Source organism: Cellvibrio sp. QJXJ (assembly GCF_024452345.1).
GTDB lineage: Bacteria > Pseudomonadota > Gammaproteobacteria > Pseudomonadales > Cellvibrionaceae > Cellvibrio.
Map to the genome: position 1 here is coordinate 2531457 of NZ_CP101662.1, position 23383 is coordinate 2554839.

General features: G+C 50.9%; 17 protein-coding genes. 9 read left to right on the plus strand and 8 right to left on the minus strand.

The features are described from left to right. The first annotated feature begins 75 nt into the window (after positions 1-75). Both fabB and NNX04_RS10960 read left to right on the plus strand, forming a co-directional pair. Positions 76-1287, plus strand: coding sequence for a beta-ketoacyl-ACP synthase I (gene fabB / locus NNX04_RS10955; RefSeq protein WP_007644551.1), 1212 nt, complete (start codon positions 76-78; stop codon positions 1285-1287). 331 nt (positions 1288-1618) lie between these two features. Next, on the plus strand, positions 1619-2707 hold the full coding sequence (locus tag NNX04_RS10960) for an acyltransferase family protein (RefSeq protein ID WP_151054340.1): 1089 nt from the start codon (positions 1619-1621) through the stop codon (positions 2705-2707). A gap of 25 nt (positions 2708-2732) precedes the next feature. Here the strand turns inward: NNX04_RS10960 and NNX04_RS10965 are convergent, their stop codons facing one another. Beyond that, the gene (locus tag NNX04_RS10965) at positions 2733-3701 is read right to left on the minus strand and encodes an SDR family oxidoreductase (RefSeq protein ID WP_261945789.1); all 969 of its coding nucleotides are present in this window, start codon (positions 3699-3701) and stop codon (positions 2733-2735) included. A 46-nt stretch (positions 3702-3747) separates the two neighbouring features. Between NNX04_RS10965 and NNX04_RS10970 the strand changes: the two genes are divergently transcribed. Genes NNX04_RS10970 through tatC form a run of 7 tightly spaced genes read left to right on the plus strand, consistent with a single transcriptional unit; the run spans position 3748 to position 8214 of the window. Then, entirely contained in the window at positions 3748-5019 is a 1272-nt protein-coding gene (locus NNX04_RS10970) for an FAD-dependent oxidoreductase (protein WP_261945790.1), read from the plus strand. A 48-nt stretch (positions 5020-5067) separates the two neighbouring features. Next, on the plus strand, positions 5068-5931 hold the full coding sequence (locus tag NNX04_RS10975; protein ID WP_261945791.1) for an aldo/keto reductase: 864 nt from the start codon (positions 5068-5070) through the stop codon (positions 5929-5931). A gap of 3 nt (positions 5932-5934) precedes the next feature. Next, a complete protein-coding gene (gene hisI, locus NNX04_RS10980; protein ID WP_261945792.1) occupies positions 5935-6315 on the plus strand; it encodes a phosphoribosyl-AMP cyclohydrolase in 381 nt (126 codons plus the stop codon). A 30-nt stretch (positions 6316-6345) separates the two neighbouring features. Beyond that, entirely contained in the window at positions 6346-6684 is a 339-nt protein-coding gene (locus NNX04_RS10985; protein ID WP_007644541.1) for a phosphoribosyl-ATP diphosphatase, read from the plus strand. 29 nt (positions 6685-6713) lie between these two features. Further along, positions 6714-6965 carry a twin-arginine translocase TatA/TatE family subunit gene (gene tatA, locus NNX04_RS10990; protein WP_007644540.1) on the plus strand — a complete coding sequence of 84 codons (252 nt, stop codon included), beginning with the start codon at positions 6714-6716 and terminating at the stop codon, positions 6963-6965. A gap of 2 nt (positions 6966-6967) precedes the next feature. Beyond that, positions 6968-7453: a Sec-independent protein translocase protein TatB gene (gene tatB, locus NNX04_RS10995; RefSeq protein WP_261945793.1), complete on the plus strand. Its 486-nt coding sequence runs from the start codon at positions 6968-6970 to the stop codon at positions 7451-7453. Next, entirely contained in the window at positions 7450-8214 is a 765-nt protein-coding gene (gene tatC / locus NNX04_RS11000; protein ID WP_007644538.1) for a twin-arginine translocase subunit TatC, read from the plus strand. Before tatB ends, tatC begins: the two co-directional genes overlap by 4 nt. A 76-nt stretch (positions 8215-8290) precedes the next feature. On the opposite strand, the gene NNX04_RS11005 is transcribed toward tatC, so the two are convergent. The 7 genes from NNX04_RS11005 to NNX04_RS11035 form a co-directional block, all read right to left on the minus strand. Beyond that, entirely contained in the window at positions 8291-8503 is a 213-nt protein-coding gene (locus NNX04_RS11005) for a DUF2061 domain-containing protein (protein ID WP_007644537.1), read from the minus strand. A gap of 140 nt (positions 8504-8643) precedes the next feature. Further along, positions 8644-9102, minus strand: a complete 459-nt coding sequence (locus NNX04_RS11010) for a CYTH domain-containing protein (RefSeq protein WP_261945794.1) — start codon at positions 9100-9102, stop codon at positions 8644-8646. 370 nt (positions 9103-9472) lie between these two features. After that, complete coding sequence (locus tag NNX04_RS11015) at positions 9473-12466, minus strand: TonB-dependent receptor (protein WP_261945795.1); 2994 nt, start codon at positions 12464-12466, stop codon at positions 9473-9475. Positions 12467-12547: 81 nt separating this feature from the next. Continuing rightward, a complete protein-coding gene (locus NNX04_RS11020; RefSeq protein ID WP_261945796.1) occupies positions 12548-17038 on the minus strand; it encodes an alpha-1,6-glucosidase domain-containing protein in 4491 nt (1496 codons plus the stop codon). 388 nt (positions 17039-17426) lie between these two features. After that, positions 17427-19346: a glycoside hydrolase family 13 protein gene (locus NNX04_RS11025; RefSeq protein WP_261945797.1), complete on the minus strand. Its 1920-nt coding sequence runs from the start codon at positions 19344-19346 to the stop codon at positions 17427-17429. Between the two features lie 207 nt (positions 19347-19553). Then, positions 19554-21464 carry an alpha-amylase family protein gene (locus tag NNX04_RS11030; protein WP_261945798.1) on the minus strand — a complete coding sequence of 637 codons (1911 nt, stop codon included), beginning with the start codon at positions 21462-21464 and terminating at the stop codon, positions 19554-19556. Positions 21465-21525: 61 nt separating this feature from the next. Further along, positions 21526-23370 carry a glycoside hydrolase family 13 protein gene (locus tag NNX04_RS11035; RefSeq protein ID WP_261945799.1) on the minus strand — a complete coding sequence of 615 codons (1845 nt, stop codon included), beginning with the start codon at positions 23368-23370 and terminating at the stop codon, positions 21526-21528. Between the last annotated feature and the right edge of the window lie 13 nt (positions 23371-23383).

The window sequence follows — 23383 nt, forward strand, 5'->3', positions numbered from 1 at the left end:
CACTCCGCTTAATCCGCCAGACTCTGTGAAAACCTGCTGTTCAGGCGCTGTAGCTAAATACAAAAGAGGTAGCCTATGAAACGCGTTGTTGTTACCGGTATGGGAATTGTGTCCTGCCTGGGCAATGATAAAAATGCCGTGTTGGATGCATTACGCGCTGGCCGTTCCGGTATCAAATTCCAGGAAGCATATAAAGAGAAAGGCTTCCGCAGCCATGTTGCAGGCTCTATCGACATCAACCTTGCCGAGTTAATCGACCGTAAAGTACTGCGCTTTATGGGTGATGCCGCCGCCTATGCATTCCTCTCCATGGAACAAGCCATTGCCGATTCTGGCCTGAGCGAAGACCAGGTTTCCAATGAGCGCACCGGCATTATCATGGGCTCTGGCGGTGCGTCCTCCAAAAATCTGGTTGAAGCGGCTGACATCCTGCGCGAAAAAGGCCTGAAACGTGTTGGTCCTTACCGTGTTACCCAAACCATGGGCAGCACCACCTCGGCATGTTTAGCCACTCCTTTTAAAATCAAAGGCGTTAATTACTCGATCTCCTCCGCTTGTGCCACCAGTGCACACTGCGTGGGTAATGCGGTTGAATTGATTCAGCTCGGCAAACAAGATGTGGTATTTGCCGGTGGTGGCGAAGAAGAGCATTGGACGCTGACCGCACTGTTTGATGCCATGGGCGCCCTGTCTACCAAATACAATGAAACCCCGGAGCAAGCCTCACGCGCCTACGATGCTGAGCGCGACGGCTTTGTGATCGCCGGTGGTGGTGGCTGTTTAGTGCTGGAAGAATACGAACACGCCAAAGCGCGCGGCGCCAAAATCTACGCCGAAGTAGTCGGCTACGGCGCCACGTCTGATGGCTATGATATGGTGGCTCCGTCTGGTGAAGGCGCCGTGCGCTGCATGAAACAGGCTCTGGCCACTGTGAATGGCAGCATCGACTACATCAATTCTCACGGCACCTCTACACCAGTGGGTGATTTGGCCGAACTGAAAGCCATCAAAGAAACTTTTGGCGACAAAATCCCGGCAATCAGCTCCACCAAATCCCTGACTGGCCACAGCCTGGGCGCTACCGGCGTTCAGGAAGCGATTTATAGCTTGCTGATGATGGAAAATGATTTCATCTGCGCTTCAGCCAATATCACCACCCTCGACCCCGAAGCTGTGGGCATGCCCATAGTGCTCAAGCGTCAGGACGGCGTAAAACTGGATCGGGTTATGTCCAATAGCTTTGGTTTTGGTGGTACTAACGCGACCCTGGTTTTTCAAAGAATCTAAAGGGGCAGCGCGTTTAACAGTTCAGCGACCACCCACAATGCAATAAAAAACGCGAGCGGCTGACAAGGCCCCTCGCGTTTTTATTGCACTGCATTACAGCATCATCCCCATCAAAACGCCTAGTTGGATACCAGTCCCTGGCGCCACAAGCCACTCCCGAAAATTTACTGGCGCCAAACCTCGCGCTTTATCGCTTAAATCTGCATGGCATGCCACTTGCGTTATTTAAGCAGCCCAGTTGGCATAACCCTGCCCTGCCTCCTTCTCGCCCGCTGGTTTCCCGCATCACTGCGTGCGCAAACAGTCAACAAACTGCATAGGGATTGCCGCTATGAATTATTTTATCCAAGCCGCCCGACAACAAGGCTTTTCCGTCCCGCTTCATGCGCTGCGCGGTGTGGCGGCGGTAATAGTATTGCTCGGCCACCTGTATGGACGAGCTGCCGAAGCCTTTCCTGCGGTGCAATTCATGCCACTGTTTAACGGCAGCGCGGCCGTCACCTTCTTTTTTGTCCTGAGCGGCCTAGTGGTGGGTGCATCGCTCGCCAAAAACGGCCTGAGCCAAGCCTCGGTATCGCTGTATTTTCATCGGCGCTTTTTTCGCATTATGCCGCTGATGTTTTGTACGGTTACTGTGGGCGGTTTGTATTTGTTATTTATCGACCCCTATTTGCGCTATTCGCTTAACCCCAAAGAGTTTGGTGAGTTCTCACTGCTCAAGTTTGTCGCTGGCTATGTGGGCTATTCACTCAAGGCCAATCCACCGATTTGGTCGATTTATGTGGAGATAATCGCCTCGCTGCTGATCCCCTTAATGCTGCTATTTGGCAACAAGGCGAGCCATATTGCCCTGGCACTTACCGCGTGTATTTTGATCTCGCTAATTCCTCTTAATTTCAAACACCATTGGAATTTTTACATTTTTAGCTTCTACGCCGGCTTGAGTGTTTTGCTCTGGGGAAGATGGTTAAAGGATCTATTCATGTCATTTGCAGCGCCCTTATTTTGGGTGCTGCTGACGATATTGGTGGCAGGGTTTTATCTGGCAAGGCCACTGACCAGCGCTGGTTACGGAGATTTATGGATTGTCTATTGGGAGACGCTGTGCATCGCACCGGTCATTGGAGTTATCTACTATGCGCCCGAGCGCTTTGCATTTTTACAGGCGCGGCTGTTCCGCTATTTGGGGGATGTGTCCTACAGCCTTTATCTCACCCATTCGATTTTGTTAGTGGTACTACTCAATCTGGTAATCGGGTTCATGGGCACTACAAGCATGGCCGTTGTGGTCTATTGCGTGCTCGCTATCTGCAGCTGTTTTTTGGTGGCGCAAATATCCTATCGCACCATAGAAATGGGAGGTATTCGACTGGGTGAACGCTTGCGCAGGCCACCAAAACCGGCAATGGAGTTGCTGTAGCTGGCTGAATCGAATGGGGCGCAGGTTATGGGGTGAGCTTTATCTGCTCGCGGTTGTGCAACCACTGTTTGACCAAGGGCAGCAAACTTGGGCGCCAGGAGCGGGCCTGAATACCAAAGTTGTCGCGCGCATGGCGGCAACCCAATATCGCACTGAGTGGTTCCGTTTCTGGTTCAGCATCTACCAGCGTCAGGCTGGGCTCAGCGGTGAGCAATTGCTGCTGGATTAACAGCTGCAGAACTTGGTCGGCAAACTCATCTTCGGTACAGGCATCACCACTGCAATAATGCATTACGCCCCAATTCTCTGCACCGCAGCTAATTTGTTTTGCCATGGCAACAGCAACGCGAGCGGCATCCGAAAGCGCCGTGGGTGCGCCGCGCAGGCGACGATTAACACTGACTGACGCCCCCGCTAAAAATGCGCTGAGCAAACGCGTTAAATGATTGTCGCCATAGGCACCTATCACCCAGCTTAAACGCAACACAACAAAACGCTGCAACTCGGCTGCAATTGCTTGTTCCGCTTCGACAAACGCCGCGCCCGTTTCATTTTTGGGCGCCGGAGCATCTTTTTCACTGTGAGTCCCCTTCGGGTCCGCACCAAACACGCTGTAACTGGAGAAGTGAATCAGGGGGATATTCCCCTGTTTACACGCACGCGCCAACTGCCGCGCGGTTTCTATCAGGGGCATCTGGCCGCCGGGATAATAGGCCTCTTCCCAGCCGCGACAATTAATCACCAAGTCCGGCTGCTCGCGCGCAAAATAAGCCGCTACTGTCGCTTCATCTGACCAGTCCAATGCATTGCCCGCGGGCATCAGCAACTTGAAAGGCTCGCGCTCAAGCTCGTGCTCTAACGCCCTACCCAAGGGGGAATTTACATCCGTTAACAACAAGGTGAATGACATGGTGATCCACATACCCGTAAAATTTTTACGCATATTAGCAGCACAAGCGCCGGGCGCGGCAAGGGTAATTCGCGCTTGAAACACTTATACTGCGCCGCCTGACCGTTCAGCTACCGGAAATTCACTGCCGATGAGCACACCCCCGCACGAGATTCATCTGGACATCGCCATTATCGGCGGCGGTGTCGCAGGCCTATGGCTGGCCAATCGCACCAAAAGCGCGGGGTTTAGTGTCGCCCTGTTTGAATCCAACGCGCTGGGCAGCGACCAAACCCTCGCCTCGCAGGGCATGATCCATGGCGGTATGAAATACACCTTGGCGGGCACCCTAACCGGAGCGTCAGAAGCGATTGCCGATATGCCCAAGCACTGGCGCGCCTGCTTGTGCGGCGAAGGCGATGTCGATTTGCGTCATACCCGCATTCTTAGCGATCACTTTTTTATGTGGTCGGGTGATGATTTGGGCAGCAAAATCACCAGTTTTTTTGCCAGTAAGATTACCCGCGGCCGGGTCGATGCTGTCCACCCGGATCGTCGCCCGCCCCTGCTACGCCACAAGGATTTTGCCGGCAGCCTCTATCGTCTGGAAGACCTGGTGATTGATACCCCCAGTCTGGTCGCGAATCTGGCAAATAACATAGACGGCTGCTGTTACCAGATCGATTGGCAACAGGCACAACTGCAGCGAGACAGCAGCGGCAAGATCCATTTGAAAATCGCCTCTACTGCTGGCGAGCTATGCATTTATGCACAGCGTTTTATCTTCACCGCAGGCAAAGGCAATGCGCAATTGCTGGCCGAACTGGGGCTGGAACAGCCCGCCATGCAGCTGCGCCCGCTGCAACAGGTGATGGTAAAACACCAACACCCGTTCGACTTTTACGGCCACTGTTTAGGGCGCGAGGCCACTCCACGCCTGACTATTTCCAGCCATCGCCTGCCCGATGGTGCCTCTGTGTGGTACCTGGGCGGCAGCCTCGCGGAAAAAGGCGCAAGCATGACGCCGGAGGCACTGGTAGAACTGGCCCAACAGGAATTACAGGAATTGATCCCCTGGGTAAATATGGAAGGCACCGAGTGGGCTTGCCTGCCCATCGACCGGGCAGAACCGCGACAACCTGACTTTGCCCGCCCCGACAACGCCTTTGTGGCACCGGCTACTGGCGCTGACAACCTGCTGGTGGGCTGGCCGACCAAACTGACCTTGGCCCCCAACCTGGCGAACCAAGTGTTGGCACTGCTCACTGACAACCGCATCACCCCCACCCATCCACAAGTGTCAGTGCGGGATTGGTTACCCTTGGCACCACTGGCCAAAACACCCTGGGAGCATGCATTTCCCCCGGCGCTCAGCGCGGAGGATTCACTCGCCCTGCGCTTTCGCGAGCCGGACGATGAATAGTTACCAACCAACCTGGACAAGCTCCCAATTGCAAGAGGATTTACCCGTATGATGCCGCGCAAGCGCCTCGGCCGAACGGACATAGAGGTCAGCACCATGGGCTTGGGCACCGTTAAATTCGGCCGCAACCAGAGTCTCAAGTACCCGACACCCTTTGATTTGCCCAGCGATGAACAAGTCCGGCGCCTGATCGACTGCGCCCACTCCATGGGCGTAAACCTGATCGATACCGCCCCCGCCTATGGTTACAGCGAAGAACGTATTGGCGATGCACTGCGCAAATCGCGCAAGGACTGGGTGATCTCCACCAAAGTGGGCGAAGAGTTCACTCCCGACAAGTTTTCCGATCAGGGGCACTCGCGCTTTGACTTCAGCGCCACACACACCCGTACGAGTGTAGAGCGCTCACTGCGCCGCTTACGCACGGATTATCTGGATCTGGTACTGATCCACTCGGATGGCAATGACCTTAACATCCTGCAACAAACCGAGGTGCTCCCCACACTGCAGCAACTCAAGCAGGAGGGCTGGATTCGCGCCTTTGGCATTTCCAGTAAAACTCTGGAAGGCGGGTTGCTCGCCGCCGAAATCTGCGATGTGGTGATGGTGACTTACAACGCCAGCCAACAGGACGAGGCGCCGGTAATCGCAAAATCTGCGCAACATGGTGCGGCCGTGCTCCTGAAAAAGGTTCTCGCCAGCGGCCATATCTGCCATGATGCGCCCGCACCGGGTGCAGTTGTACACAAGGTAAAGGCTGAAATAGACCCAATTCAGCAAGCACTGGATTTTGCCTATGCAGCGCAAGGTGTCACCAGTGCGATTATTGGCACCCTTAATGAACGCCACTTGCGCGATAATTTGTTCAAAGCGATACGCGCGCAAGATTCAGCAGTAAGCACAAACGAGTAAACTATGAGTAATTGGTTAGACGCTGTGAACTGGAATAGCGATGGATTGGTTCCTGCGATTGCCCAGGATGCACAAACCGGTCGTATTTTGATGATGGCCTGGATGAACCGCGAGTCGCTGCAGCTTTCGGCCGAGCGGGGCGAAGCGGTTTATTGGTCGCGCTCTCGCGGCAAACTCTGGCACAAAGGCGAAACCTCTGGCCATATCCAAAAGTTGCATGAAATCCGCCTGGATTGCGATGAAGATGTAATAGTGCTGCAAGTGGAACAACTGGGCGGCATTGCCTGCCATACCGGACGGGAATCGTGCTTTTACCGGATTCTGAAAGATGGCACTTGGCAGACTATTGACCCGGTTATCAAAGATCCGGCAGAGATTTACTAACCGCACCCGGCAAACCCGATAGAGAAAGTTATGAACAACGATATTCTCAAGCAACTGACGGACATTCTGGAAGCGCGCAAAAATAACGCCGACGCAGAGTCATCCTACGTTGCCAGCCTGCATCAAAAAGGCCTGAACAAAATTCTGGAAAAGGTCGGCGAGGAATGCACCGAAACGATTCTAGCCGCGAAAGACGCACAGACCAGTGGCGACAATAGCGACCTCATCTATGAAACCGCTGACCTCTGGTTTCACAGTCTGGTTATGCTCTCCCATTTGGGCGAGAACGCAGATTCTGTTTTAAACGAACTGGCGCGCCGTTTTAATATGTCCGGTCACGACGAAAAGGCCGCGCGCGCCAACACCTAATCACACCTTCATTTAACTGGGGAATCATCATGGGTATTAGTGGAATCAGTATTTGGCAACTGCTTATTGTTCTGGCAATTGTGGTTATGTTGTTTGGTACCAAACGTTTGCGCAGTTTGGGCAGCGACCTGGGCAGCATGATCAAGGGCTTTAAAAGCTCTATGAGCAGTGAAGAGGCCGCCAAAAAAGACGAAGAGGAAGCCCAGAAAAATCTGGAGCAAAAAACCGTAGCGAATAGCACCAGTGCGGAAAAAACCGAACAAAACAACACCAAGGTTTAATTGTGTTTGATATAGGTTTTACCGAGCTTGTTGTATGTTTGGTGGTTGCACTGGTGGTAATAGGGCCAGAGCAACTGCCCGGCACTGTGCGCACTGTTGGCCTGTGGATTGGCCGACTCAAACGCAGCCTACGCGAAACCCGCAGCGAAATTGAGCGGCAAATCGGCGCGGATGACATTCGCCGCCAGTTGCACAATGAAGAGATTCTGCAAAACATTGAAGCCACGCGCCGGCAGTTTCAAAACTCTATCGACGAATCGGCCAACGCCATCCAATCCAGCTTGAATGAGGCGGATAAGGCTGACGAGCAAGCGCGCCGTGAACGCAGTGGCCAGTACGGCCCACCCGATGAGCTACCGAATCACGCCCACACGGCTGAAGCGGTCACTAATACGCCATCGGCAGTAGTGGAGGCCAAAACTACGCCCGCAACCGACATAGCCACCAAGCCTGCCAGTGCTGCGGGCACAGATCCTAAATCCGTATGAATCCATCCTTGAACGACAAAGAACAGCCGCTGGTGCAGCACCTGATTGAACTGCGCACCCGCTTGCTGCATGTGGTTTATTTTTTACTGGCCGTGTTTGTGTGCCTGTTTCCCTTCGCGACAGATATCTACGGGATTGTCTCTGCCCCTTTGATTGCTGTTTTGCCCGAAGGCAGCAATATGATCGCGACCGATGTTATCTCGCCCTTTTTAACACCGCTGAAACTCACCTTTTATTTGGCACTGCTATTGGCGGTGCCCTTTATTCTGTATCAAGTGTGGGCGTTTATTGCACCGGGGCTGTACCAGCACGAGAAACAATTGGCTGCACCGCTGTTGGTCTCCAGCGTGCTGTTATTTTTTACCGGTATGGCGTTTGCGTACTTTCTGGTCTTGCCCATGCTGTTCAACTTCACCATGGGTATACAGCTGGAAGGCGTGAGCGCCATGACTGACATCACCAAATATCTGGATTTGGTGCTGCATATGTTTTTTGCGTTTGGTTTCGCCTTTGAGATACCCGTCGCGACTGTGCTACTTATTCATGCCGGAGTCGTGACGCCAGAAGGCCTTGCCGAGAAGCGACGCTATATCATTGTCGGCTGTTTTGTCGTGGGAATGTTGCTCACCCCACCGGATGTTTTCTCCCAGGCCATGCTGGCCATCCCTATGTGGATGCTATTTGAGGCGGGATTATTCTTTGGCCGCCAAATCAAGAAACGCAGTCAGGCACGTGAAGCAGCGGACAATCCGCCAGACTAAACCCCATTTCCAATCAGGGCGCGCAAAGGCCAAACGCGCGACCCTGAGTCACTTCCAGCTGTAACGCACCAACCATTTACATCACCCGTTGGGCCATGGCTTCGGCAATAACAGCTTTGTGCTCGGCAAACTTTTTCCACCCCAATTCATGAAAGTAGAAGGCCACGGTGTTGATCGCCGGCTCCACCAGCGCCATGGTGCCGCCAATCAATACACTGCCGGTGAGGGCGTAGCCAACTGAAAAAGCGACGGTAAAGTGAACGGCGGCGAATGTTGCTGTCTTGGCCATGGTAGATTCCTCGTAAGCTAGTAGGCGGGCGCCGGTCTCAATCGCCCATGAAGCTATACTAGGCAAACCATAACCATTAACAAAGAAAATTGATTTTAACCAACCGATAGCAACTGACTATTTAAAGAGTGCACCGAGGTTTACCATTGCTTAAACGGTAACCGCACCAAATTAGAATTGAAGTAGCGTACGTCCGCAGTCACCTCCGCTCCTACCCACTCGGGTTTGGTGAACAGAGTATCCTCTGACGGTAACTCTATCTCTGCCACCACCAAGCCCTGATTCTCGCCGAGGAATTCATCGACTTCCCACACAAAACCCGCAGAAGTAATTTTACGGCGATACTTTTCAATCAAGGGTTGTTCACATAACTGCAGTAACTCGTGTGCATCTGCCAGCGGAATTTCATATTCAAACTCCGCCCGACTCATACCTTGGGTTACGCCCTTAATCGTCAGAAATGCCTGTTCGCCAGCGATACGCACCCGCACCGTGCGCGCTTTATCACTAGAGAGATATCCCTGGCTGTAAAACACGGCGTTAGCCTCACGCCAGGCATCCCCCACTACTAAAAACTTGCGTTCAATTTCAATTGCCATAGGGTTTGCCTGCAGATGTGAAAGGGACACACATACTAACACCGGGCAGTGAGTGGTAAAAAACGAGAGGAATAACGGATAGCGGGAATAAAAAAATGGCGCAGTCTTGCGACTGCGCCGAATCATCAACAGCGACGATATACAACAAAAAAGATGGAGATCAATGTCATTGCCAGAACCCAAAGTCACCAACAGCAATACTCTGGTAAATCATTGCAATGAGGCCATCCTAGGGGTTATCGCCGCAGCGCTCAATGGACTACATACGTATTCATGCGCCACTACAGGCTACATACGTATGTAGTCATTTTTTATGCAAAAAAAAGCCGCACATTTTCATGTGCGGCCGATACGTTTTCACCGTCAGATGTTAGAAGGTGTAGTTAGCCCCCATGTAGAAGGTGCGACCAAACCATTGCAGGGTACGCGTCAACTCTTCGTCAAACATGTAGCTGCGGTTAGGTTCGTTGGTGAGGTTGCTGATGGAGAACACCAGATCCAAACCATTATCGAACTTGTAAGCCGCTTGATAATCCAGCAGCGTTTCTGGTGCATAGATAATCGGTTGCAGGTTGATGTTGCGCGTCTCCCCCACAAACGAATCCTGGAAGGTGGTGGACAAGCGAGTTTCGAAGCCGCCGTAGCTGTAGAACACCGTGAAGTTCGCGGATTTCTCTACCAAGCCAGGGAATGGCAAAGTAGCGCCGGTATTTACACCCTCTACCGGGTTGGCCACGGAGATCTCCGAGTCGGTCAGCGAGTAACTTGCACTCACCCCCAGCCCTTGCCAGAGGTCAGGCAGGAAGTTGAAGGTTTGGGTATAAGACACTTCCAGACCGCGAATGAAGCCGCCGTCCAGGTTGTTGATAGAGGTGGAGTAGTCACCGTTTTTCACTTCAACTTCAGTATCCAAACCGCCAATATTCACTACCCAGGTATCCGGCACATCGAATCCTGCTGCACGGAAATCAAAGTTTTCGTAAGTAATATCCTGAATGAATGATTTGATTTCACGGTGATACACGGCCACCACAAAGGCACCGTTGGTATCCGGCATGTAGTATTCGTAGGACAAGTCAACCTGATCAGCGATGAAAGGTGTCAGGAATGGCGACGTATTACTACCGTAGTTGAACACCGGCGTAGTGTCGTTTTCTACCGTAACCGAACCTTCGGAATCCGGGGCAGCCAAGCGATTGATCGGTGGACGGGAAAGTACACGCGCCAACGCCAGACGCAGCTGGTTATCCTCAGCCACGCTGTAATTCAGGTTGAGCGATGGCAGGTTGTGGCTGTATTCAGCGCCAAGCGTCTGATAAGCATAATCATCTTCAGGATTACCCAGCTCATCAAAAATGGTGATTGCACCCGCATCAGGGTTACCATTTACATTCACAAGAGCGACGCTTGACTGCTCAGTGCGCACGTGACGTAAACCTATATTACCCACCAAGTCGCGATCAAACAGCGTCGTTTCCAAATTGGTCTGCAGATAAATTGCATCCACATTTTCATCGATGTCCGAGCGTTGTTTCATCGACCAATCACGACCTTCGGTCCAACGCGCTTTGGGGTCGATAGAACGCGGGGAATAGACCTTGCCATTTTGGCCGAGCACTTCTACACCATCGTCCAAAACCAGCCCTTGGCTCACCGCTTCCTGGATAATCTTGTCGCCATCGATTGCGAGGAATGATGGGAAATGGGAGAAGTCACCTTTCCAATTCACTACATCCGAATTGCCGGTGTTGATTTCCAAGGGGAAATCGCGGTCGTATTGCGCGAGATCACCATAAACAAACACTTGACGACGATCTTTATGGTTGCGTTCTGAACGGCGCACACCAGCTTCTACCGACTTGATTAACGGCAGCTCCACTTCGTATTTAACATCCAGGCGAACCGCACTGATCTTGTCATCGTTGATGCGCGGGTAGCGCTCGTAGTTGGTCATGCGCAGAGTACTGACGCCATCGGCACCGTAAGACGCATAATCACGGCTCAAGCTAACACTGGGTACATTGATGCCATCGAGCAAGTAGGTCATCGACTGATCCGGGTCGCGCTCAAAAGTCGCGCCGCCGGGAACCGGGTTTTCAATGGGGCGATAGAGGTGCGCACGCACTACCCCGTCCGCTTGAACGCCAGAGGCATCCGAGTGCGACAGGTCAAGCGCAACAGTCAACGCATCCTGTTGCCATTCAAGGTTCAAACCGCCGGAGAGCAATTCGTTCGTTTGGGTAACGTCGTTGCTATTGACCTGCAAATTCAAAGAGTCTGGCGCAGCGTCGTCCACCGCGAATTCACCACCAATCACCGCCTGGTTTTCCCACAGCACCAGGCTGTTTGTCAGTGCGTTGCGCAGCGGCTGGATACGGAAACCCCGCGAGTAACTGTCGGACTCAAATTTGGAATAGAACACATCCGACTGGATCGACAAGTTGTCGGTAGGTTCAAACTGGATTGCCGCCACGTAACCATCGCGAGTCTCTTCACCACCGGTTTGGAATAATTCAAAACCTTCAGCCATAAACACTTCTGATGGACGATTGGCGGTGGGTACTGCATTGAAATTTTCATCCACAATCGTGGTATCCAATCCCTTTTCATCAACTAAAGAATAGGGGTTGGCTTCGTAGTTGTACTGTTCAAAACGGGTTGCGGAACGCGGCTGCACCAAACGGGCGTAGCCCAGTGCCACACCGAGTTTGTCATCAAACAGTTTTTTCTGGAACGAGAGCGACAGACGCTGGCCGTAAGGCTCTGCGCCGTAAATATCGTCAGCCTGATCGTTGTAGCTGCCGCGCACACCCACAACAACTTTTTGATCTTCCGTCATTTCCAGGGGATTGGCGGTTTTCAATTCGACCGAACCGGCGACACCACCCTCAATCAGTGATGCCTTGGGCGACATATAAACCTGTACCGATTGGATCAGCTCCGACGGAAACTGGCTGAACTCCATGGCGCGGGTACCGTTGGGCGATACCTGCTCGCGGCCATTCAGGGTGGAGAAGACAAAACCTTCACCCATACCGCGCACCTGGATGGTACCGGCCTGACCGCCCGAGCGGGTCACGGTAATACCAGGTACACGACCAAGGGCGTCGGCGATGGACACATCGGGCAGGCCGCCCAGGTCGGCGGCAGAAATCGCCTGCACCACAGTGTCGGCGTTACGTTTGGTTTCAATACTGTTCTGGATGGAGCGGGCATAACCCGTCACCTTCACTTCTTCAACCAGCGAGGGGTTTTGTGGCCCGGCATCGGCGTCAGTTTCCTGAGCCAGCAACGCGGGAGACAGGGACGCCATTGCCAATGCAGAAACAACAGCAGCCAGCGGCTTTAAAGTAAATGTTTTCATGTGCTTTATCTCAGCTCGTTATCTGTTTTTACTATCGCTTAACACTCCCCCCACCAAGGGGGGAGCGATAGCTGGCTCGATTTAGTTGACGGCATCCACGCGAATAGTCAGTGCGTTTGGATTGGTGGTATCGAGTGTGAAGCGATAATCCCCGGCGGTGGTAATGGACAGGCCTATGTTGTCATTGGAACCCTGAGTTACCTCGCTCGGCTCACCCAGGACAACAGCGGAACCACCAAGGTTGGGGTTGCTCCAGTTTGCCTCGGCCACTTTAAACTCGTAGGAACCCACGGCCAGGGTGAGACTTTTGGTGTACAGCCCTTTGCTGGTATAGATCATCTGGTTAATGCTGTTGGCGTCAGCCCAGCCAGCCGCTGACACAGTGCCGCGCAGGTAAATCGGTGTACTGGCGAACAAGTCTTCGCGATAAACCTTCACCACCGGTGCATCGGGGTTGCGGGCATCTACTTCAAAGCGATAGTTACCCGCTTCGGCAATGTCCAGCATCAGGTTGTCGTTGCTGCCTTGCGCCAGAACAACACCCTCGCCTAGCACCACTGGTGTTGCGGAACCGAGGTTTACTGTGCTCCAGTCGGCTGAAGCCACTTTGAACACATAATCCTCTCCCGCCACCATCGGCACACTCAGGGCGTAAACGCTATTGCCTTCATGAACCAGTTGATTACCGCTATTGGTATTTTCCCAGCCCGACGCCGTTACAGTGCCGCGCAGGTAAACAGAGGTCGCACCATACACATCCGGATTTTCAACTTTCAGGGTTGGTGAAGTGGTGCTGGCAGACGCATCCAACACAAAGCGATAAGTGCCTGCAGTGGGAATATTGATACGGATATTGTCGTTGCTGCCTTGAGTAAGAGTGATGGCTTCACCAATTTCCATCACTTCATTCGTACCCAGGTTTGGCGAGCTCCAACCCGCTTCTGCCACTTTGAAGTTAACTTCGGTACCGGCAACAATCTCCAACAACAGCGAGTAGATACCGTCGCCTTCATAGGTGAAGCGGTTGGCAGCGGTGGTATTAGCCCAACCAGAGGCAGAGATATCACCGCGCACATACACAGCCGTATCGCCGTAAGGCACTGCCACGCTCGACCCAAGAGTTGCTGTTGCCGACAGCCCCATACCCTGCGCACCAGCTTGCGCTTTCACAAACACGGCAGTGGTGTAGGCAGGCACAGTGAATACTCCGTCTTCACCATCAGCCGCAAAGCTGGCGGTTTTTACAATGGCATCTACCGAATTTTGCTGGGTTTGATGCAAGGTGAAACCAGCTGCAGTTTTCACTTTGGGTGACTGGGTCATGCCAGTGGCGTTGATCACCACCACAATCGCATCTACCGCTGAATCCAGGTCGGCACGTTGTGTTGATTCAGTACCGGCAACCACACCTGCACCATCATCAATGCTCATCACAATCAAACCAGACACCTGGGTTTTGCCACCGTCGTGGAAACCAACACGGTCCATTACCTGCTCGGCCGTTTGCAGGCTGAACAGCGGGCTGCCGCTGGCAATGCTCATAAACTCGGTGAACACCGAGGAAGCCTGCTCAATATGGCTTGGCTCAGGTTTGGTTTGGGTATTGGCAAACAGACCGGCAACATACTCGTCGGTAATACCATCGCGCAGCTCTGGTGGCAGACCTACACCCCAGTTGTTGCTTTGTTTGGTGAAGTCCACCTTGTTAAACCAATCGCCAGCGTTGTAGCTGTTGGGCGACATAGACTTGGAGCGCAGCAACTCGGTACCCATTTGGATGAAAGGCACACCTTGGCTCAATACCGGTACCGACAAGGTCAAACTGCTAACACGGGTACGGTTGGCAATAGACATATCAGTTGGCACTGCACCTGGGCGATGCATCCAGTCCCACAGGGTTTCGTTATCGTGCTTCTCTACATAGTTGATAGCTTGTTGTGGGTCGGTACCGTAAGCACCCACGGTAGCAGCTGTGATCACTGCGCCGGATTTGGTTTTCAGTTTGAAATCTTTCAGGTTGCCCGCCAAACCAGCGCGGATAGCATCCAGATTGTCGCCCTTAACCAGCGCCATTTGTTGCAGCGGGTTGCGGATACGGTCATTGAAAGTACCCATTTCAGTGTCGTTCAGCGCTTCCTGGGTTGCGCGTACGGCAATGCGATCACCCGAGGTGCCACCACCGGGAGTCCAGGCTTCGGCGTAGAAATAAGTATCTGGATCAACGGCTTTGGTAGCTTCATAGGCATCCACCAGTACTGACTTGGGCATATAACCGGATTGGTCAAAACGGAAGCCATCCACCTTGTAATGCTCAGCCCATTGCGCAACAGAGTCAGCAACAAACTTGCCCATCATGCGGTGTTCAGTTGCAGTGTCGGGGCCGGCACCAGTGCCAGTTTCCACAACCGCAGTAGCCGGATTCACACGGTAGTAATAACCAGGAACTACTTTATCGAATACCGAGTTAGCGGCTTCAATACCGGAAGACACTGTGTGCGGGTAGACCACATCCATTACCACACGCAGCCCCATTTCGTGCAGCGCCATGTTCATCGCACGCATTTCTTTGATACGCGTGAAACCTTCAGGGTCAGTTGAGTAAGTACCTTCTGGTGCGTTGAAATGCTGAGGGTCATAACCCCAGTTAAAGCCATCCAAATCAGCGATAGCCGCAATTAAGGTGCGTGCCGCCGAGGTTTGTGGATCGTAGCTTTCCAACACTTGGCGCACAGTAGAGTTATTAGGCACTGAGCCGTCACACACACTGACTGAATCGCGGTTTGATACCCGCTGGCAAAGCTCAAGGATGTAGCTGTCCAGATTCACCTGGCCTTCAAAATCCTCTTTCATATTAGAGAAGTCATTGCTGGGCAACAGGTGCACATGGGTCAGCCCCGCGTCCGCCAGTGAACGCAAGTGTTGTACGGGCAAGGAGTTCTCGGTAAATGCCAGGTACTTACCGCGATAGCTCGCTGAGGTGCTGGCATCATCAATACTGAAGTCGCGAACGTGCGCTTGGTAAATTGCCATATTTTCCGGCGCCACCACTTCTGGAATTGAATGGCCTTCCCAGCCAGCGGGCTTGGTATCGGCATCATCCAGGTTCACAAACTGTGAGTGACGACCATTGGTAGACAGGGAAATAGAATAGGGGTCAGTCACCTCAAGGCGACGCACAGCCTTCTGCAGGGGGTGATAGGCGGTGACACGATAGCGGTAGAATTTGCGATCCAACTCAGTAGCAGTGCCAGTCACGCTCCACACACCAGTTTCGGCATTGAAGGTCATAGGCATAGTGGCAGATACACGCAGTGGGTCACCAGAGAACACACGCAGCTCAACGTTTTGTGCAGTTGGCGCCCATACCGATGCCGTTACACCATTGGCGTAGCTAACACCCAAAGTGGCATCTGCAGCATTGTCGGCATAAAGAGCATCCAGTACATGAGGGACTTGCACGCGAGTGCCGCGGCCACGCTCAATGGTCACTGTCTGTTCGTTTTCACCTTCCTCGACAGAATCAAAACGGCCCACAACCAGCAGCTCATCTTTTAGCGCTGACTTGATGCTATCGAGGCTGATCTCCGCAGGTAAGTCGTAGGCAATGTAGTCGGACATATGGGGAACTAATGCTTTTTCCTCATCCGTCATCGCACGCCCTGCACCCAACACGGCAAAACGCTCTCCGCCAACAACAGCACCGGCATCATCGCCAGTCATACCACCCGCAGTAGAGCGGTATAGCTCAACTGATTTACCGGCAGCAAACGAGCGGCTCCAAATAATGGTATGCGGGCTAATCCAATGCGCTTCCACATCGCTAATTGCCAACATTGGACGCTCAAGGCTGCACACATCGTTGATACAAATGGGCACATTACTGACGCGGCTATTGCGCATATTGTCTGTATTAACAATCACCCAAGCCATGCGATCGTAATCGCCGCCATCACGCTTAATATTGAGCGACAAGTCAGTAGTTTGATTGGGGGTATTCGGCGTTTTAACAATGAAATTACCGCAAGTACCTGCTTCACTCACGGGAATTACAAAATAAGCACCATAGTATGGATCGTGGCGAACGCCCGCTTCGCCTTCATTCTTACTCGCAATCCCCGGGCCGTTTGGCCAAGTAGTTGGAATTGCATAAGTAGTGTTGCTGCCATCGGTGACTGAATCCGCCCAGCCGTTACCGCAGGACTGCCATAGGTGTAAGTTATATTTGGCAAACGCTGCATTTTTCTCGTCAGCAGTGCCTTCAACGTTAACGAAAATAACCGCTTCATTCGGGCCCGCTAATTTTTCAGGAACCGGGAAGTCAGGCACCACGCATTCCGCACCGGAACGAATAGTTCCCTCAGGGCAAGCGGGTAATTCAAAGGGCGGGCGCGGGTCACCGCATACACCGTTATCGAGCAGTACTTGCGGGTCGCGACACGTCGGCAATTCCGCCGCATTATTGTCTGTACCGCTGCCACCACCGCCACAAGAGCTGAGTGCGAATACGCCGAGCAATAGAGCAGCTAGCCCCAGAGCTTTCCGCGCGGATTCATTTCGCGAATTGAACTTCATTTGGTATCCCCCGTTTAATTATTTTTTACAAATGTTACGAACTTAAAAATCGATAAATCAGGCAAGACTGACTGGCAAAAAACCAAGGCCAGAGACATAAGAAAAAAGGTTTGTTTATAGTTATGTAACCAACAGAAAAAACACTGCTGGGTGTTATTAATCAGTCTATGAGCGGGAAATTTAATTCGCAAACTACATACGTATGCAAAAAATGAGGAATAAAAAAACGCAAATTGCATACGTATGCAAAAGCAAAAAACATGAAGAAAAGTAACACTTTGTGCGGGGCTCGACACTTGAGCATGCGGGTTGATCACAGCGCCCCACCGCTGTGCACTCAGGCTACAGGGTGGTGAATCGCTGTAAATTCAGGAACCAAACAATTCTCTTAGAAATAAATCGCCAGTGACTCCAACGGTTTTAATACCAAAGGTTTGGTTAAATCCAACGTTTTACCGCTAATAACCTCTACTCCTTTTTTGTGCCCCATCAACATTTGTTGAAAACGGGTTAAGTCCAAGGTGGAAGCGATTTTATTTTTATTAATGACCACCATCACCCGCTCTTGCTCCTGCGTACCCTCGTAGCTACGGAAATACACATAGTGACCATTTTCTGGGATGTAATGGGTGAGTTTTCCCTCGGCAATAGCGCGACTGGTTTTGCGCCAACTGAGCAGAGCACGCAAATAATTTTGTACTTCACGCTGATCGGCACTCAAACCTTGGGCACTAAAACCATTCACCTTGTCGCCAGCCCAACCGCCGGGGAAATCAGCGCGCAGTAAACCATCGTTGCGTACGAGCGGGCTTTTGGTTAGCACTTCAGTGCCGTAATAAAACTGGGGAATGCCGCGTGTAGTCGCCGTGAATAACAATGAGGTCTTTAATAATTCCAGATTTTCATGCAGCAGCGAATAAATACGCGACATATCGTGATTATCCGGAAACAACATTAACTTCATCGGGTCGGCATAAACATAATCATTGGCGATCATTTCATAGAGTTTGATCAAGCCGCTGTTGCCGGTCTCCTCGGCGTTTAGTACTTCCGGCATTAAAAACACTACCGGAAAATCCATAAGCGTGGGCAGGTGCGATACATAACCATCGCGATTAACCACCCCCTTTTGCCAGTAAGCCAAAATATGCGGATTGGAATTTATTTCCTCGCCCACAATATTCAGGTTGGGGTATTCATCCAACAATGCCTTGCTCCAACGTGCCAAAAACACTTTGTCAGAATAGGCGTAAGTATCCTCGCGGATACCACTTAAATCAGCATATTCAATCCACCAAATGGTATTTTGAATTAAATAGCTTGCAAGCAACGGATTGCGCTGATTCAAATCCGGCATGGATTCCACAAACCAGCCATCGGTAAAGTTTTTAATGTCCTCCGGCGCAGCATGAATATCCAGTACGGTGGTGTGTTGGTTGTTGGTGGGCACAAAGCCGGATTGAAAATTCAACCAATCCGCAGCAGGTAAATCCTGCATCCACCAGTGGCCGCTGCCAATATGGTTCAACACTATATCCTGAATAAAACCCACGCCTTTTTTACGGGCGGCCGCTACCAGGTTTTTATAATCCTCATTGGAACCCATACGCGGGTCCATCTGGTAAAGATTGGTAGGTGAATAACCATGGTAAGAATATTCCGCTTGGTTATTCTCAATCATCGGCGTCGGCCAAATCATGGTAAAACCCATACGCGCGATATAATCCAGATTGTTTTGAATCCCTTTCATATCACCACCGTGACGCCCAATCGGGCTGGTGCGATCCGCAACTTCCACCATCGATGAATGATTGTCGTTAGCGGGATTACCATTGGCAAAACGATCCGGGGTAATTAAATAGATAACATCTTTCGCAGAAAAACTATCACGCAACGCAGAGTCAGCACGACGTTTTTGCAGTTCATAGGGAACCCGCAATTGCACACCGGATTTATCGCTAAACTGCAGCTCCAACTTGCCCGGCTTTGCATTAGTTGCGATATGCAGATTGATAAACAGATAATTTTTATTCGTGGTTCGCTCGACAGTTTCTATTGTTACGCCAGAATAATTCACACTGGGATGTAGCTCGGCAATTGCCTCTCCATGCACCATAATTTGTAATTCAGGATTATGCATCCCTACCCACCAATGCATGGGCTCTATATGTTTGAGATGATAGTTAGCGGGATTAGCATTGGCTAAACTGCTAATGGCAATACCGAAGCACAACAAAATAAAGAGAAAGGGAAAAATAAAAACAAAACGAACGGGAACAAACATAGACGATACAGTGGACTGACTCATAAAGACATCCTGGTGGTTGATTGGTTATTGTTATGCACGTGCGCGACGCAGAATACTTAACCAACCAATCACCACCAATCCACTACATACGTATTCAGGAAGAGGCCTTACAATTATTAAAAAGCGCTTACAAAAACTGTTATTAAGCAACACTTCCTGTGCAATAGTTGATAACAGTACTCCTGACTATAACAAGCCAGATGTATTTTATTTTTCGCCACCCACTTCCAAAACCAACGAATCATAGGCGGCCAATTCAAGCTCAACAGTGGCAATGCCATCATTCACTATCAGCGATGAAAATTGTGACCCATGAGCCAGCTTGGCTGATAATTTGTATGAGGATTCGCTCAGTGCCCAGTCCTTACTATAAGTGGCCGGCAATAATAATTTTACCAGGCCACTTTGTTCGCCTGAAAAATTGCTTATCACAATCCATTTCTGTGTTTGGGTGGCACGGGTAAATGCAAATAATTTATTGGTGTAACCGCCTGCTGCTGAAATATTGTGGCTGTGTAACTCGCGATACTCCCCTTCGGCTACGGCGCTGTGATGCGATAAATTTAATAACTCACGATAAAATTCCCGCAGCGTTTTTTCGCTCGCAGTAGATTGCCCACCATCGAACTTCCCGCCATTCATATAGCGTTGATGTGCTGGCACACCGGCATAATCAAAAATCGTAGTACGCGACGGGTCGCCAAAACCGGAATCCAGCTCGCCAGCCTCACCTACTTCCTGCGCGAAATACAACATGGTCGGCGAGCGACTAATCAGCGTGGATACCACCATCGCCGGCTTGGCTTTTTCGGCGCTGCCCGCAAACTCGGGGCTGGCAATACGCTGTTCATCGTGGTTTTCCAAAAAGTGCAGCATGTGTTCTTCAATATCGCTCATGCCCGCTTGCACCTGCGCAATAACGTCGGTGCCGCTTTTACCTTGCATTATCGCTTTTAAGCCGTCATACATTTCCACTTTGTCATAGAGGTAATCCATTTTTCCCATGCGAATATAATTGCGATACTCGGCCGGGTTATACACTTCAGCCAATAAAAATGCCTGGGGATTTTTTTGTTTAATCGCGGAATTTAAATAACTCCAGAATTCGACTGGCACCATTTCGGCCATGTCGTAACGAAAACCATCTACCCCTTTTGCCAACCAATATTCCGCAATTTGGCGGAACTTAATCCATGAATCCGGCACATCCTTACCCTGCCAGAATTGGGCGTGGGCGAGTAAATCTTTTTGCGCATAGTCTGCGGGTAATTCAGGAAAATCTTTGGTGCCATCGGGGCGCACACCGTAATTGATTTTTACGGTTTCATACCAGTCATCAAATTTTGGTTGCGCCAAGCGCGAACCATTGCCGGTCCATTTCGCCGGTTTCTCATCAAACTGGCCATCACTTAGGGGATGTGCATCGCCACCCAGCGGCTGATAATTGCCTTGCGCTTCTGGCACACGGAAGTCTTCGCCTTCCACGTAATAAAAATTATTGTCCCGTCGGTATTCCACACTCACATCATCGCGCGCACCAAAGCTCTCCACTCCTGGCGGGTTACTCAATGATTCATAGCGACGCGCGACATGGTTAGGCACTATGTCGATAATAACTCGCATGCCCTGCGCGTGGGTGCGGGCGATTAGCGCTTCAAATTCTTGCAAGCGTTTTGCTGGGTCAACAGCTAAATCCGGGTTAACGTTGTAATAATCCTTGACCGCATAAGGTGAACCGGCGCGGCCTTTTACTACGTCAGGATCATCGTTGCTAATGCCGTAAGCGGTGTAGTCGCGAATCACGGCGTGATGCGGTACACCGGTGTACCACACGTGAGTAACACCTAATTCTTTTATCGATTTAAGTGCGGTTTCGCTGATATCGTTAAATTTACCAACACCATTTTCTTCCAGGGTTCCCCAGGGTTTATTGGTGGAGTTGGTGTTGCCATAAAGGCGAGTAAATATTTGATACACCACCGGCTTGCCGTGCACTACTGGTGTGGGAGTTTGTTCCGCGCGATCAGTGGATTGATTGCAGGCTACCAGCCCTACAATTGCCAAACTTAATGCCAGCATAGCGGCGCCGGTCAACAGTATTTTTTTATATTCACTCATAGCCATACAACCTGAATAAATGGCTCGCCACAACAGCGAGCTATTGTTAATAAAAATATTTTTATTGCAGTTCAATTATTAGCGACGTTTTTGCGGGCATAACTATCGGCTTATCCAGCGCTATTTTTTTGCCAGTCAGCACATTGCGCGCGCTTTTTTTACCCGCGATAAACGTTTGGTAGGGCTGTAAGTCCAACAGGTTTTCCTGCGCATTTTTATTCAGCACCACCAAGACGGCTTGGTTATCCGAATAGCGAACATATGCATAAAAACCATCTCCCGGTGAAAAGTGCTGCAGTTTTCCGTGATGAATCACCGCCGACTTTTTGCGCCAATTCAGCAGGGTTTTTACATACTCCTGCATGTCGCGCTCTTGGGCAGTTAAGCCCTTGCCGGTGAACGCATTTTTAGTATCGCCTTGCCAGCCGCCGGGCATATCGGCACGCACAGCGCCATCGTCGCGTTCACGGGGGCTGGTCATCAGCACTTCCGAACCATAATAAAATTGCGGAATACCACGCATAGTGGCCATATACACCATTGCCGTTTTAAACAAATCAACATCTTCATTCAGGTAAGAGTAAAGGCGGGAGGTGTCATGGTTTTCAGGAAAGATCACTAGATTCGAGGGATCGGCATATACAAAATCATTGGCCAGCATTTCATACAGACGCACCCAACCTTTATCCCATGACTCCTCCTCATGCAACACCTCGCGCAAGGTTTCATGAATGGGAAAATCCATCACACTTGGCATGTGCGGCACATGGCCGCTGGCATTCACTTTACCGCGCTGCCAGTGCGCAACCACCGCAGGATTCGGGCTCCACTCTTCACCGACAATATTAAAATTGGGATATTCATCCATAATGGTTTTTGCCCAGCGCGACAAAAACTCCTGATCAGCATAACCATAGGTGTCTTCACGAATCCCGCTCAACCCGGCGTATTCAATCCACCACAAACTATTTTGAATTAAATAATTGGCGAGCTGTGGATTGCGCTGATTTAAATCCGGCATGGTGGGCACAAACCAACCACTCACAAATAATTCTTTATCGGCTGGTGCGGCGTAAGGGTCTTGCACCGTGGTGCGGCGGTGATTGGTTTCTTTATATTCCGCGGGGAAATTTAACCAATCTTTTGCAGGCAGATCTTTCATCCACCAGTGGTTGGAGCCAATGTGGTTCAGCACTATATCCTGAATAACCCCAATACCTTTTTTCTGTGCCTTTTGTACAAAATTTTTGAATTCTTCGTTAGTGCCGTAACGTGCATCAATTTTGTATAAATCCGTTGCGGCATAACCGTGGTAGGAATATTTTTCCATATTGTTTTCGGTAAGCGGGTTGGGCCAAATTTGGGTAAAACCCATCGCAGCGATGTAATCCAGATGTTTTTCCATCCCCGCAATATCACCTCCATGGCGCCCGCCTTTGTAGGCACGGTTAGGTTGCTCCAACATACCAGGCATAGCATCGTTGCCGGTATTGCCATTGGCAAAACGATCCGGAGTAATTAAATAGATGGCATCTTTGGGTGAAAATCCCTGACGTTGCGCGGAATTTTTTTCACGCGCCAATAATTGATAATCAACACGGCGGTGTATTTTCCCATCGCGCATAAATTCAATGGGGAATTTTCCCGGCTTTGTAGTTGCTGCTATATCGATAGTGACAAATAAATAATTCGGGCTATCGGATTTTTTTATATTGATAATATTTACGCCAGGGTAGTTCACGGCAGGGGTAGTTGCACCGAGATTATCGCCATGCACCAGTAATTCGACTTGATTGTATTTCATGCCAACCCACCAGTTGGCGGGTTCTATGCGTTTTAACCCGGCTTCCTGTGCCATTACTGGCAATACACAAAGGAGTGATATGAATAGGATGAGTTTTTTCATTTTATTTATCCTT

Excerpts from the sequence above, each read along its gene's own strand:
- fabB (WP_007644551.1), top strand. The coding sequence starts at position 76 with ATGAAACGCGTTGTTGTTACCGGTATGGGAATTGTGTCCTGCCTGGGC.
- NNX04_RS10960 (WP_151054340.1), top strand. The coding sequence starts at position 1,619 with ATGAATTATTTTATCCAAGCCGCCCGACAACAAGGCTTTTCCGTCCCG.
- NNX04_RS10970 (WP_261945790.1), top strand. The coding sequence starts at position 3,748 with ATGAGCACACCCCCGCACGAGATTCATCTGGACATCGCCATTATCGGC.
- NNX04_RS10975 (WP_261945791.1), top strand. The coding sequence starts at position 5,068 with ATGATGCCGCGCAAGCGCCTCGGCCGAACGGACATAGAGGTCAGCACC.
- hisI (WP_261945792.1), top strand. The coding sequence starts at position 5,935 with ATGAGTAATTGGTTAGACGCTGTGAACTGGAATAGCGATGGATTGGTT.
- NNX04_RS10985 (WP_007644541.1), top strand. The coding sequence starts at position 6,346 with ATGAACAACGATATTCTCAAGCAACTGACGGACATTCTGGAAGCGCGC.
- tatA (WP_007644540.1), top strand. The coding sequence starts at position 6,714 with ATGGGTATTAGTGGAATCAGTATTTGGCAACTGCTTATTGTTCTGGCA.
- tatC (WP_007644538.1), top strand. The coding sequence starts at position 7,450 with ATGAATCCATCCTTGAACGACAAAGAACAGCCGCTGGTGCAGCACCTG.
- NNX04_RS11005 (WP_007644537.1), bottom strand. The coding sequence starts at position 8,503 with ATGGCCAAGACAGCAACATTCGCCGCCGTTCACTTTACCGTCGCTTTT.
- NNX04_RS11010 (WP_261945794.1), bottom strand. The coding sequence starts at position 9,102 with ATGGCAATTGAAATTGAACGCAAGTTTTTAGTAGTGGGGGATGCCTGG.
- NNX04_RS11015 (WP_261945795.1), bottom strand. The coding sequence starts at position 12,466 with ATGAAAACATTTACTTTAAAGCCGCTGGCTGCTGTTGTTTCTGCATTG.
- NNX04_RS11020 (WP_261945796.1), bottom strand. The coding sequence starts at position 17,038 with ATGAAGTTCAATTCGCGAAATGAATCCGCGCGGAAAGCTCTGGGGCTA.
- NNX04_RS11025 (WP_261945797.1), bottom strand. The coding sequence starts at position 19,346 with ATGAGTCAGTCCACTGTATCGTCTATGTTTGTTCCCGTTCGTTTTGTT.
- NNX04_RS11030 (WP_261945798.1), bottom strand. The coding sequence starts at position 21,464 with ATGAGTGAATATAAAAAAATACTGTTGACCGGCGCCGCTATGCTGGCA.
- NNX04_RS11035 (WP_261945799.1), bottom strand. The coding sequence starts at position 23,370 with ATGAAAAAACTCATCCTATTCATATCACTCCTTTGTGTATTGCCAGTA.